This window comes from Acinetobacter uliginosus (genome assembly GCF_044130295.1).
In the GTDB taxonomy this organism is placed as follows: Bacteria; Pseudomonadota; Gammaproteobacteria; order Pseudomonadales; family Moraxellaceae; genus Acinetobacter.
The window spans coordinates 1-12,521 of sequence record NZ_JBIQOC010000102.1; the positions used below are offsets into that span (position 1 = coordinate 1).

Genomic DNA, 12,521 nt, shown 5'->3' on the forward strand with positions numbered 1-12,521 from the left:
AAGCTAAAGTGTAGCTATGAGGGTGCAGTTGCATTAGCTTGTATATTTATTTGGCTACCTTTATCGGGTAAATTCTATACTTGAAATGTCAACAGACCCTAATTAAAATCATATAAACTATAATGACAATGAGTATTGTCAATAAAAATCAGGATAAGTCATGAATTCTATTCAAGTAAAAAAAGAATTTAACGCACCCATCGATCAGGTTTTTGATTTGCTATCAAAGCATGCCACCTACAATGTAGCTTTTGCACCGATTCAGGTTGAACGGATTAAAGATTCTACAGATCCTGAGCGTCCGGATGGGGTGGGTTCGGTACGCCGTATGGGTTTTGGTCCCGTCAAGCCTTTACGGGAACAGATTACCTTGCTGGAACCGAATCAGCGTATCGAATACCAGATTGTGAAAAACCCTTTGGTGAAACACCATTTGGGCATTATCGAGTTTGAGGCTAAAGATGATGACAAAACCTTGGTTACCTATACCATTGAATTGCAGGCACGTGCACCTTTTATCAGTAAATTAATCCTTGCACAGCTTAAATCTGCGATTAAACTAGGTTTTTCGAAATTAGCTAAAACTTGTATAGGGTAAAGTGGAAAATTAATGACAGTTCAAATTATTACCATAGATGGGCCGAGTGGTTCCGGGAAAGGCACACTTGCGGCTAAACTGGCAGCACATTATCAATTTCATTTGCTTGATTCGGGTGCTCTATATCGTCTGCTCGGGCTGTCATTACATCAACAGGATTTACTCGATAGCCTGGATTCCGAACTGGAGCAGTGCATTAAAATTGCAACAAATTTAGACATAAAATTTGTGACGACTGAATCTGGTACCCGAGTTGAGCTTGATGGTGAAGATGTGACCCAAACTATCCGTACCGAACGGGTGGGAGAGTTTGCTTCAAAAGTTGCGGTAGTTCCTGAGCTTAGAGCAGCGCTATTGGAACGTCAACATGCATTTGCACAAGCTCCGGGACTGGTTGCCGATGGCAGGGATATGGCAACTTCCATTTTTCCGCAAGCTCAAGCAAAAATTTATCTGACGGCATCGGCTGAATCCCGAGCGGAGCGACGAGTAAAGCAGTTGCAGGGGATGGGGCTAGATGTTAAAATGAACGACATTTTAGCTAATATACAAGCTCGAGACAAAAGAGATATGGAGCGCACGGTCGCACCACTCAAACCGGCAGCAGATGCATATATTATTGATAGTTCAGAATTGAATATCGATGAAGTATTCAAATTGATGACCCATTTTGTCGACAAGCAGTTAGCTAATTAACGAATTTTCAGCAAAAGCATAGCTAGATCAGTTTATTACGGACTATGTGGAAGCTTAATTAAACCGGCCTTGTCTGATCCAAGACCGCTGACTTATCAGGTATATCATGACCGAATCTTTTGCAGCCCTCTTTGAAGAAAGCGAATTAAACCTCAACGTTGAAAAGGGTGCAGTCATCCAAGGCGTTGTAGTAAATATCGACTCTGACTGGGTAACAGTTGACACTGGCCTTAAATCAGAAGGTATTGTTGACCGCGCTGAATTCTTAAACGACCAACGTGAACTTGAAGTTCAAGTTGGCGATACTGTTGATGTTGTTGTTGAAGCTCTTGACAACGGTATGGGTCAAACAGTTTTATCACGTGAAAAAGCGAAACGTGCTGAAACTTGGACTAAACTTGAAAAAATCTTTGAAGACGGCGAAATCGTTACTGGTGTTATCTCTGGTAAAGTTAAAGGTGGTTTCACTGTTGACATCGGTCCAGTTCGTGCGTTCTTGCCAGGTTCTTTGGTAGACACTCGTCCTATCCGTGATACAACTCACCTTGAAGGCAAAGAGTTAGAATTCAAAGTAATCAAACTTGATGCTAAACGTAACAACGTTGTTGTATCTCGTCGTGCTGTTATGGAAGCTGAATCTTCAGCTGACCGTGAAGCTCTTCTTGCTCAGCTTGAAGAAGGTCAAACAGTTACTGGTACTATCAAGAACCTTACTGATTACGGCGCGTTCGTTGACCTTGGCGGTATCGATGGTCTTCTTCACATCACTGACATGGCTTGGAAACGTATCAAGCACCCTTCAGAAGTTGTTGAAGTTGGACAAGAAGTTACTGTTAAAGTACTTAAATTCGACCGCGAACGTAACCGCGTATCTTTAGGCCTTAAACAATTAGGCGAAGATCCATGGTTAGCGATCATGAACCGTTATCCTAAAGGTTCTATCGTTAAAGCGCGCGTAACTAACCTGACTGACTACGGTTGTTTCGCTGAAATCGCTGAAGGCGTTGAAGGTTTAGTACACGTTTCAGAAATGGACCACACTAACAAAAACATCCACCCATCTAAAGTTGTTCAGATCGGTGACGAAGTTGATGTTATGGTTCTTGAAGTGGACGAAGAACGTCGTCGTATTTCTTTGGGTATCAAACAAACTCGTGCTAACCCATGGGAAGAGTTTGCTAAAGACCACGACAAAGGCGAAAAAGTTTCAGGTACGATCAAATCAATCACTGATTTCGGTATCTTCATCGGTTTACCAGGCGGTATCGATGGTCTAGTTCACTTGTCTGACATCTCTTGGAACGAACAAGGCGAAGAAGCGATTCGTCGTTACAAGAAAGGTGACACTGTTGAAGCAGTTATCCTGTCTGTAGATGCTGAAGGTAACCGTATCAGCCTTGGTATCAAACAAATGAACAGCGATCCGTTCAACGATTTCTTGGCTGCTAACGAACGCGGTGCGCTTGTTAAAGGTACTGTAACTGCAGTTGACGCTCGTGGCGCTACTGTTAAGTTAGCTGACGAAGTTGAAGCGACTCTTAAAGCATCTGAAATCAACCGCGACCGCGTTGAAGATGCAACTAAGTTCCTTGAAGTTGGTCAAGAAGTTGAAGCTAAGATTATCAATGTAGACCGTAAATCTCGCTCTATCAACTTGTCTATCAAAGCGAAAGACGAAGCTGAAGAGAAAGAAGCGGTTGCTAACTTGAAAACAGCTGCAGCTGGTCAAGACAATGGTCCTAAGACTATTGGTGATTTGATCAAAGCTCAAATGGGTAACTAAGTAGATGTTAAAATGTATTGTTAATGTAAATTAACTAATACTTTTTACACAAATACTGTAAACGGTAGCGTAGTATTAACTTATTACGCTACCGTTTTGTATTTAAACAGGTTATTATCGTTTCATCTACAAAGTAGCTTGATAATTAAAGAGGTCGCAGATGACTACTGAAGCACTGAATAAGTCTGACTTAATAGAGCGAATTTCCCTAAAAAATCCACACTTGGCAGAACCTTTGGTTGAAGAAGCTGTTAAGATTATGATTGATCAAATGATAGCCGCATTATCATCTGATAATCGTATTGAAATCCGGGGTTTTGGCAGTTTTGCTTTGCATCACCGTGATCCACGTTTGGGGCGTAATCCTAAAACAGGTCGATCTGTTGAAGTAGCTGCGAAAGCAGTTCCGCATTTTAAACCTGGCAAAGCATTGCGTGATGCAGTAAACGAATCGGTACAGTAATAAAAAATTTATGGGGTGTTTATGCGTTACATTTTAGTCGCATTGCTCATTGTACTTTTTGGCTATTCATTGGCTCTTGTGCTGCAAAATGGTACTGAACTTTCAGTTGACCTATTGTTTACACAGGTACCGGCAATGCGTTTAGGTTTATTGCTGTTATTAACCTTGGCATTAGGTGTGGCATTGGGTTTGTTGTTAGGGGTACAAATTTTCCGGGTATTTCAAAATAATTGGGAAATTAAGCGACTACGTAAAGACATCGAACATCTTCGAAAAGAACAAATACAGGCGGCACAACTGGCAGCAGCTGAGGCAGCAGCTCATAGCAGACATGAAAAAACAGTTTTAGACATTCATTCGAATGATCGTTCGTCTAATCCCTTGTAGTGCTGTGTGTTAGTGATAATGTTTGGGTTTTAGCCAGCCAGCTTGAAACCGAAACATTGAATAAATTTTGGGACACCCTAAAGTAAATGCTTCAGGGTGTTTTTTATTTTTACAAGCTAACCTTATAAGGAAAATTTAAAGCAATAACGTCAATGAACTAATTTTTTATCACTTTGTTAAACCTTGGAATACCTTTTATAATAAGCTTTCTTTTTTGTCTGAGCGAAGGTAAGTCTCTTGAGTATCATTGTTGCACTGGATGCTAAAAGCCAATATGACGCATTAACGATTGCAGAGCAGTTAGACCCTGCATTATGTCGGGTGAAAGTTGGTAAAGAGCTATTTACTCATGAAGGCCCAAATGTGGTAAAGGCATTACATGACAAGGGTTTTGAAGTTTTCCTGGACTTGAAGTTTCATGATATTCCCAATACTACGGCTCAAGCCGTATGTGCAGCAGCAGACCTAGGTGTTTGGATGGTGAATGTGCATGCATCAGGTGGCCGTAAGATGATGGAAACCTGTGTAGAGCGCTTAAAAGCGGGTAACTATAATACGCAGCTGATTGCAGTGACTGTGTTGACTTCAATGGGCCGTGAAGATTTAAAAGATATTGGTTTAGATGTTGAACCATTTGAACAAGTGCAACGTCTTGCAAAACTCACTCAGGAAAGTGGTCTGGATGGGGTGGTTTGTTCTGCTCAGGAAGCCAAAATGCTGCGTGAAACTTTAGGCCAGGGCTTTGCTTTAGTCACTCCGGGCATTCGTCCGGCGGGTGCTGCGGCAGATGACCAAAAACGTATTGTCACACCTAAGCAAGCCATGCTGGATGGTTCTACACATTTGGTGATTGGACGACCAATTACTAAGTCGGACAATCCGCGTCAAATGCTAAAAGATATTTTGGCGACCTTGTAACTTTACACCCTCTCCCTTGCGGAGCAGTGTTCCTCATCTCCCAAAGGGAGAGAGAACGTCTCATTATTGTAAAAATGGACAAGTTCTCCTTCTGGGAGAGGAGGTAAGAGAGGGATAAATATAAAAATTAAACTGCTGCCAGCACACTCACCAATATGGGCGCTAGTATAGAAAGAATAAAGCCACTGACCATGGCGTGTGGAATGAAATCATTGCCACATGCCTGTTTTACCATCGGCAAAGTGACATCCATTGCTGTTGCTCCTGCTGAAGAAATTGCAGAGCGTGGATAACGCCAACCGATAATATACATAAACACAATTGCCAGAATTTCTCGAAACAAGTCATTCATCAGTGCAATACTGCCAAGATGGGCATTTTTGAGTTCTGTGACCACAATACCGGTCATGGAATAAAAGCCATAACCTTGGGACAGCATGATGAGATCTTTTAAACTAATGTCTTGAATCAGTGTAGTTGTAACGAAAGCACCCAGTAGTGAACCGACTATACAGCCCAATGGCACCAGTAAAATTTTCCAATTCAACCAAGATCGGTCTAAGGGTGAATAGGCAAGATCCAAGCCAATCATGAACATGAACGCCAGCAATAGGTTCCAGGTACTTATATGCAATGTGTAGCCCATGTGGGCTTTAGATTCAGAAAGTACATAGCCTAATGCCAAGGCAATAAAAGCATAACTGATGTTGATCAGGGATTTGCTCACAAGGCTCATAGACACTTTGCCGTGACTCGGTTGATAACCCAAAAGCCTGAATAACACATAACAGCAGAGGAATGCGCCGAGACTGGTGAGTATGGCTAAAACAGCGGCCTGATTCAGGATTTGCCAAGGCTGAGCAACCGTATGCAATGTTTGCCTAAACTCAATGGCAATAGCAATCAGCAGAATATAGGTAAAATAGGGCAGAATCTTAAAAGCAAGATCCTCAAGCCAGTGAGGTAAGCGTCTTGCCAAAATAAATCCGAGCGCTAAACAAAACAGTAACTGGAAAATCAACCAAAAGGATTGCATAAAGAATTAAGCAGCTAATAAATACCTGTTTATTATGACCATTAAATATTTAGGCTGCACGACTTCCAGTTGTTTTATTTAGCAGACGGAAGTCAGCGGGATTAAGCTTTTTTGTCTGTAGCCAGTATTTCCAGGTATAAGTAGGCCACAGGGCAAAGTTCTTGCCGCTATCTTGCTGGTACCAGCTCACACAGCCAGATTGCCAGACTGTGCTATCCAGCCATTTTTGTACACGCTGGTTGAATCGGTCTTGTACTTGATCTTTAACCACAATGGCATGACTCTGCGTGTTTTTGACCAGTTCAATCATTTGTAGAATATAGTTCACCTGAGATTCAATCATAAAAATCACAGAGTTGTGTGCCAAAACCGTATTAGGCCCCAGCAACTGAAATAAATTGGGAAAGCCTTTGGTACACATCCCATAAAAGCTTTCTGCACCCTCCTGCCAGGCATCGTGCAAATCTTGTCCGTATTCACCACTACATTGAAATGATTTTAGATAGATGCGTGGATCGGTAATAAAACCGGTTCCATAAATTAAGCAATCAATCTTACGTTCTTTGCCATCTTTGGTAATGATGCTGTTTTCAGTAAATTCCTGAATAGCCTCGGTCACCAGTTCAACATTGCTTCGGTTAAAAATGGGATAGTACTTATTGGATACCAAAATACGTTTGCATCCCATGATGTAATCAGGTGTCAGTTTTTGCACCAGATTTTTGTCTTTGACCTGAAACTTGATAAAAGCTTCTGCCAGTTTTTGGGTGTATTTCATCACTGCAGGTTGAACAATCGGAACCACGCGAGATTCATTGGACCAATATAAGCGAGCCCGGTGCAGTTTTCTAAACCAGTCTAGTTTTTTAAATAATTTCTTTTCAACATTCCAATAGTGGCGTTCATCTCTAGGAATGACCCAAGCCGCAGTACGCTGGAACACATAGAGTTGCTTAACTTTAGCTGCAATTTCTGGAATGTATTGAATTGCACTCCCACCTGTCCCAATTGAAGCAACATTTTTTTCTGTCAAGTCGTATTGATGATCCCATTGTGAGGAATGAAAAACTTTACCCTGAAACTTTTCAATGCCCTTGATATGAGGAATATGGGGTACATGTAAAGGGCCGGATGCAAAAACCACAAATTGAGCAATTAAAGTTTGCTCATTATTGAGGATGAGTTTCCAGTCACAACTTTGTTCATTGTATTGGGCAGCCAGAACTTCACAATTAAATTGGCAATATTTTTCTAGGTTAAAGCCAGTGACTAAATCTTGTATATATTTAAAGATTTCGGGTGCTTCAGCATAGCGTTTTGACCAGTCGTTTTTGGGGGCAAAAGAAAGGGAATACATATGGGACTGGACATCGCAGGCTGCACCGGGATATTGGTTTTCGCGCCAGGTTCCCCCTACATCACTGGCTTTTTCCAGGATCACAAAATTATGCATATTGCTTTGTAGTAGACGTATAGCCATCGCCAAACCGCCAAAGCCTGCACCAATCATAGCGATTTTTGTTTGTGTTGGCATAGATTGCGGCAGTGTTTGATTGTGCATTTTTTATTGGCCTTATTGCTTCTATTATTTTTGTATCTTATAGCAAGGGTGAGATAACCGACATGATAGCCATGACAGAAAAATTGATAGTTTCGGCAATTTGCAAGCATGAAAAATTATAGTAAAAATTAAGAGGTTATTTTGATGTGATCCTGCTATGAAACGTTCCATTCTCGGCTTGATGTATTTAATTCAAGGCATGCGTAAAGCTGGGATTGCTGTTGATCCAAAACTTCAAAGTATTGGACTGCGTGCGGATGCATTGGATCCTAGCTCAATTATTCATCCAGGTCTGGAATGGGATGTGCTTAAAGTTATTGGGCAGGATGTGGCACCAGAAAAAGGTCTGTTTATTGGGCAGCATTATGTACTTGCGGGTTATGGTCCTTTACTGATGTTACTGGTTACCAGTGAAAATATCCGTACTGCTTTAGAGCAGGGGATTCGCTATCAGGCATTAACTCATTTAACAGGTGTGTTAAGTTTAAAATATAAAGCTCAAAAGGTGGCTTTGTGCTATGTACCTGAAGATTTAAACAGTGACCTCGGACTGTTACGAGCACAATGTGAAATATCGGGAACTTATAAATTTATTCAAGATCTGTATAACATGATGGGCTTAAGTATTCCCCGAATGCAGATTGAACTGCCGTTTATGCTGCCTGAAAATCAGCAGGATCTAGATGTCTATCAGGATTACTATGGTACTGAATTACAGTTTGCTGCTGAGTCGGCAGCATTCTGGTTTGATGATGCCGTGTTAAATGTACAAATCCCTTCAGCAGATAAAATGACCTTTAATCTTTATGAGAGCAAATGTATTGCTGAGTTGGAGCGTTTAAAGATGAATAAATCTGTACCCTCCCTGGTGCAGCGTGTGCAGGATTATCTGGAGCTGCAAGCGGGTGTAATGCCTAGCATGGCAGAGACGGCACAAGCGCTGCAAATTCCAGAACGTACGTTGCGGCATCAACTGCAACAGTTACAAAGCAGTTATAAACAGATACGTGAACAATTGATTAAAGACAAGGCATTAAGATTGATGGAATATAAAGAATATTCCATTGAAATGATTGCAGAATTGCTAGGTTATTCCGAGCCTGCAGCTTTCAATCATGCCTTTAAACGCTGGTTTGGACAAAGTCCACGCCAGTACTTTAAGTAGTTTTGTAAATAGCCTAAGTATATTAATGCCAAAGTGTTATATATTTCACCTCAACCTTCGCTATACTTTCAATAGCCTAAAATAGTATTCAATCCTATGTCAGATTTAAATTCTAAGCACAGTACAGCCTTTATTCCCTTATCACCTGCGGAGCGCTATGCACAGGCCATCGCGTCTGGCCAGTTCATGCCGGATGAGGCACAGGCGCAAGCTGTACATGAGTTGGATCGCGTTTGGCAAGAGTTGATTCAGCGTTTCAAAGCTTCAAAAAAAGCGTTTCGCCGTTTTCGTCGTCAAACCTCACCACGAGGTGTATATATGTGGGGTGGTGTAGGGCGAGGTAAAACCTGGTTAATGGACCAGTTTTTTGAGTCGATTCCGTTTCGCCGTAAAACGCGCATGCATTTTCATCATTTCATGCAACATGTACATCGTGAGCTGAATAAATTATCAGGGCAGCGAAATCCGTTGGATCAGGTTGCAGACCAGATTTACCAGCAGGCAGTGGTCATCTGTTTTGATGAATTTTTTGTTTCCAATGTCACGGATGCCATGATTCTGAGCGAGTTATTCCAGAAACTGTTTACCCGTGGCATTACCTTGGTGGCGACTTCAAACATTGCACCCGATGGTTTATATAAAAATGGAATCCATCGTGACCGTTTTATACCTACCATTGAAATGGTGAAAAAACATTGTGTAGTTCTCAATGTGGATGCTGGCGTGGATTATCGTTTACGTGTGCTGAAACAGGCACAATTGTTTAAACATCCATTAACACATGAGCATAAACTCTGGATTGCGCAGCGCTTTACTGCTTTAACTCAGACTCAAACCCAATCTCAAGAACCGATTATCATCAATAACCGTATTGTTGAAACCATTGGTCATACTGAAGATGTGTTGTGGTGTGAATATTCAGAGCTGTGTTTAAAACCGCGCAGTCCGGCTGACTTTATTGAAATCGCCAATATCTATAATACTGTACTGGTCAGTAATGTGCCGCATTTGACCGATTATCTATCGGAAGGTACACGCCGTTTTATCTATCTGGTCGATGAATTTTACGATCGTGGGGTCAAACTATTGCTGACTTCGGAAGATAGTATTATTGACATTTATCAAGGCGAAAAACTGGCCTTTGAAATTGAACGCACGCGTTCACGTTTACTGGAAATGCAGTCTGACGATTATCTGAACTCTGAACATAGACAAATACAGGGATCGGCCTCAGAAGCCAGCTAAAGATCAAGCGCCTAAACAGGCGCTTTTTTACATAAATTTTTTGAGTGTTTTATCGACATTTTGTTCTATTCATGGCTTAATCTTTGCTCGACAGTGATAGAAATAGCGTTTTTGGTTGGTTTTAAAACAAAATTCTGCACTTAAGTCTAATTTCGACATTTTAAAAACTTTATAGACTATAAAAAGGTATTCAGGCAGATAATAATGTTGCATTTGTGATCTTTATTTTATTGAGTGATGTGTACATTCATTTATTAAGAAATGATCATTATTTAGGAATGTGATAATACTATTCAGCTAGGTATAAATCGGTATACTAGAATCTCTTGTTATAAAAAGTAGCAATATCAGGAAAGACAATGACTGCACGTATTCAAAAAGGCAAGTTAGCGATTGCTAAAGAACTTTACGATTTCATCGAAAATGAAGCATTACCAGGTTCTGGTTTGGACAGTGAAACATACTGGAAAAACTTTGAACAAGTCGTTGTCGATCTTAGTCCAAAGAACAAAGCACTATTGGCTAAGCGTGACGACCTTCAAGCTAAAATTGATGAATGGCACCGCAACAACAAATTTGAACTCGAAGCTTACAAAGCTTTCCTTACTGAAATTGGCTACTTATTACCAGAAGTAGAAGATTTCCAAATCAGCACAGAAAATGTAGATGAAGAAATCGCATTATTGGCTGGTGCGCAATTGGTAGTACCTGTGCGTAATGCACGTTACTGCTTGAATGCTGCAAACGCACGTTGGGGTTCTCTATACGATGCGCTTTACGGTTTTGACGTAATCTCTGAAGAAGATGGCGCGGAAAAAGGTAAGGGCTATAATCCGGTTCGTGGCGCAAAAGTTATCGAATTTGCTAAAAACTTCTTAAATGAAACCTTCCCTCTGGCAAATGGTTCGCATGCAGATGCAGCCAAATATGCGGTTGAAGGCAAAAAATTAGTTGTGACGCTAAAAGATGGTTCAACAACGACTTTAGCAAAAGAAGGGCAATTTGTAGGTTTCAATGGTGATGAAGCAGCACCAACTGAAATCGTACTTCTGAACAATGGCTTACACGTTATTGTTGAAATTGATGCAACCAGCCCGATTGGTCAAACTGACGCTGCTAGCGTAAAAGATCTTGTACTTGAAGCTGCTGTAACCACTATTCAAGACTTGGAAGACTCTATCGCAGCTGTAGACGCTGAAGAGAAAGTTGAAGGCTACCGTAACTGGTTGGGCTTGATGCGCGGTACACTTTCTGAATCAATCGAGAAAAACGGTAAAACCGTGACTCGTACATTGAATCAGGACCGTACTCATAAAAACCTGATTGGTGGTGAAACGACGCTTCATGGCCGTTCATTGATGTTGCTTCGTAACGTGGGTCACTTGATGACTAACCCGGCGATCTTGGTAGATGGTCAAGAAATCTACGAAGGTATCATGGATGCGTTAATCACGCCATTGCTGACTTTTGCAGACATTAAAGGTGAAAATACGATCAAGAACTCGCGTAAAGGTTCTATGTATATCGTGAAGCCAAAAATGCATGGTCCAGAAGAAGTTGCATTTGCAGTTGAATTATTCGAACGTGCTGAACAGGCACTAGGTTTACCTGCGAAAACTTTAAAAATCGGCATCATGGATGAAGAACGTCGTACATCCGTGAACCTGAAAAACTCTATTGCTCAGGCGAAAGACCGTACCATCTTCATTAACACAGGTTTCATGGACCGTACTGGTGATGAAATCCATACGTTTATGGAAGCAGGTCCATTTGTTCGTAAAGGTGAAGTGAAGTCACAAATTTGGTTCCCGGCTTATGAAAACCGTAACGTGATGATCGGTCTTCAAGCAGGTTTACGTGGTAAAGCGCAAATCGGTAAAGGTATGTGGCCAAAACCAGATATGCTTGCAGATATGTACAAAACCAAGATTGAGCATCCAGAAGCTGGTGCAAGCTGTGCATGGGTTCCGTCTCCATCTGGCGCTGTGATTCACGCGATCCATTACCATCAATGCAACGTGTCTGAGCGTCAAAAAGAATTGTTGAATACTCAGCCGTTATCATTAGATGACTTGTTAACGCCACCTTTAGCGACAGATACTAACTGGACTGCTGAAGAGAAAACTAAAGAGCTTGAAAATAACCTTCAAGGTATTTTGGGTTATGTAGTTCGTTGGGTTGATCTGGGTGTAGGTTGTTCTAAAGTTCCAGACATCAACGATGTTGGCTTGATGGAAGACCGTGCGACATTACGTATTTCTTCTCAACACGTTGCAAACTGGTTGCGTCACGGTATTGTAACCAAAGAGCAAGTGGAAGAAGTGATGCAACGTATGGCTAAAGTGGTTGATGAGCAAAACGCAAATGATCCAGCTTATACACCAATGGCACCAGGTTTTGATGGCTGTGCTTACAAAGCTGCATATGACTTAGTCTTTAAAGGTGCTGAACAACCTTCTGGTTATACTGAACCGCTACTTCATGCATACCGTTTGAAATTAAAAGGTTACACAGGTGATTAATCCTGCGTAATCAAGCTACCATATAAAAAAGCCTCTTCGGAGGCACTGCTGTCCCATAGTTTGCTTTAAATAAAAAAACCTGAGTCCTAACAGTTAAAATATGAGTGCAAACAAACACTTTAACGACCAGGATTCAGGTTTTGTCAC

General features: G+C 41.3%; 11 protein-coding genes and 1 pseudogene. 10 read left to right on the top strand and 2 right to left on the bottom strand.

The annotated features are described in order from the left end of the window. From ACE01T_RS15595 to pyrF, 7 genes and pseudogenes are all read left to right on the top strand, one after another. Nucleotides 1-84, top strand: a pseudogene (locus ACE01T_RS15595) (IS5/IS1182 family transposase); the annotation flags it as partial. A gap of 76 nt (nucleotides 85-160) precedes the next feature. Then, on the top strand, nucleotides 161-598 hold the full coding sequence (locus tag ACE01T_RS15600; protein WP_300043566.1) for an SRPBCC family protein: 438 nt from the start codon (nucleotides 161-163) through the stop codon (nucleotides 596-598). 12 nt (nucleotides 599-610) lie between these two features. Continuing rightward, nucleotides 611-1,294 carry a (d)CMP kinase gene (gene cmk, locus ACE01T_RS15605; protein ID WP_180080319.1) on the top strand — a complete coding sequence of 228 codons (684 nt, stop codon included), beginning with the start codon at nucleotides 611-613 and terminating at the stop codon, nucleotides 1,292-1,294. 106 nt (nucleotides 1,295-1,400) lie between these two features. Continuing rightward, nucleotides 1,401-3,077 carry a 30S ribosomal protein S1 gene (gene rpsA / locus ACE01T_RS15610; RefSeq protein WP_086195468.1) on the top strand — a complete coding sequence of 559 codons (1,677 nt, stop codon included), beginning with the start codon at nucleotides 1,401-1,403 and terminating at the stop codon, nucleotides 3,075-3,077. A 160-nt stretch (nucleotides 3,078-3,237) separates the two neighbouring features. Continuing rightward, the gene (locus ACE01T_RS15615; protein WP_180041642.1) at nucleotides 3,238-3,540 is read left to right on the top strand and encodes an integration host factor subunit beta; all 303 of its coding nucleotides are present in this window, start codon (nucleotides 3,238-3,240) and stop codon (nucleotides 3,538-3,540) included. A 21-nt stretch (nucleotides 3,541-3,561) separates the two neighbouring features. Then, nucleotides 3,562-3,927: a lipopolysaccharide assembly protein LapA domain-containing protein gene (locus ACE01T_RS15620; protein ID WP_086195466.1), complete on the top strand. Its 366-nt coding sequence runs from the start codon at nucleotides 3,562-3,564 to the stop codon at nucleotides 3,925-3,927. Between the two features lie 237 nt (nucleotides 3,928-4,164). Next, a complete protein-coding gene (pyrF, locus tag ACE01T_RS15625) occupies nucleotides 4,165-4,845 on the top strand; it encodes an orotidine-5'-phosphate decarboxylase (protein WP_086195465.1) in 681 nt (226 codons plus the stop codon). Nucleotides 4,846-4,972: 127 nt separating this feature from the next. Here the strand turns inward: pyrF and ACE01T_RS15630 are convergent, their stop codons facing one another. Beyond that, on the bottom strand, nucleotides 4,973-5,881 hold the full coding sequence (locus ACE01T_RS15630) for a LysO family transporter (RefSeq protein ID WP_300043572.1): 909 nt from the start codon (nucleotides 5,879-5,881) through the stop codon (nucleotides 4,973-4,975). A 49-nt stretch (nucleotides 5,882-5,930) separates the two neighbouring features. Then, nucleotides 5,931-7,442, bottom strand: coding sequence for a flavin-containing monooxygenase (locus ACE01T_RS15635; protein ID WP_300043574.1), 1,512 nt, complete (start codon nucleotides 7,440-7,442; stop codon nucleotides 5,931-5,933). Between the two features lie 157 nt (nucleotides 7,443-7,599). Between ACE01T_RS15635 and ACE01T_RS15640 the strand changes: the two genes are divergently transcribed. The 3 genes from ACE01T_RS15640 to ACE01T_RS15650 all read left to right on the top strand — a co-directional run bounded on the left by ACE01T_RS15640 (nucleotide 7,600) and on the right by ACE01T_RS15650 (nucleotide 12,374). Next, nucleotides 7,600-8,607: an AraC family transcriptional regulator gene (locus tag ACE01T_RS15640; protein ID WP_300043576.1), complete on the top strand. Its 1,008-nt coding sequence runs from the start codon at nucleotides 7,600-7,602 to the stop codon at nucleotides 8,605-8,607. 96 nt (nucleotides 8,608-8,703) lie between these two features. Next, complete coding sequence (zapE, locus tag ACE01T_RS15645; RefSeq protein ID WP_086195462.1) at nucleotides 8,704-9,852, top strand: cell division protein ZapE; 1,149 nt, start codon at nucleotides 8,704-8,706, stop codon at nucleotides 9,850-9,852. Nucleotides 9,853-10,211: 359 nt separating this feature from the next. Beyond that, on the top strand, nucleotides 10,212-12,374 hold the full coding sequence (locus ACE01T_RS15650) for a malate synthase G (RefSeq protein WP_300043579.1): 2,163 nt from the start codon (nucleotides 10,212-10,214) through the stop codon (nucleotides 12,372-12,374). Nucleotides 12,375-12,521: the final 147 nt, after the last annotated feature.

Bases quoted from the DNA above. Each gene is read 5' to 3' on its own strand.
- ACE01T_RS15600 (WP_300043566.1), top strand. From the start codon at position 161: ATGAATTCTATTCAAGTAAAAAAAGAATTTAACGCACCCATCGATCAG.
- cmk (WP_180080319.1), top strand. From the start codon at position 611: ATGACAGTTCAAATTATTACCATAGATGGGCCGAGTGGTTCCGGGAAA.
- rpsA (WP_086195468.1), top strand. From the start codon at position 1,401: ATGACCGAATCTTTTGCAGCCCTCTTTGAAGAAAGCGAATTAAACCTC.
- ACE01T_RS15615 (WP_180041642.1), top strand. From the start codon at position 3,238: ATGACTACTGAAGCACTGAATAAGTCTGACTTAATAGAGCGAATTTCC.
- ACE01T_RS15620 (WP_086195466.1), top strand. From the start codon at position 3,562: ATGCGTTACATTTTAGTCGCATTGCTCATTGTACTTTTTGGCTATTCA.
- ACE01T_RS15630 (WP_300043572.1), bottom strand. From the start codon at position 5,881: ATGCAATCCTTTTGGTTGATTTTCCAGTTACTGTTTTGTTTAGCGCTC.
- ACE01T_RS15635 (WP_300043574.1), bottom strand. From the start codon at position 7,442: ATGCACAATCAAACACTGCCGCAATCTATGCCAACACAAACAAAAATC.
- ACE01T_RS15640 (WP_300043576.1), top strand. From the start codon at position 7,600: ATGAAACGTTCCATTCTCGGCTTGATGTATTTAATTCAAGGCATGCGT.
- zapE (WP_086195462.1), top strand. From the start codon at position 8,704: ATGTCAGATTTAAATTCTAAGCACAGTACAGCCTTTATTCCCTTATCA.
- ACE01T_RS15650 (WP_300043579.1), top strand. From the start codon at position 10,212: ATGACTGCACGTATTCAAAAAGGCAAGTTAGCGATTGCTAAAGAACTT.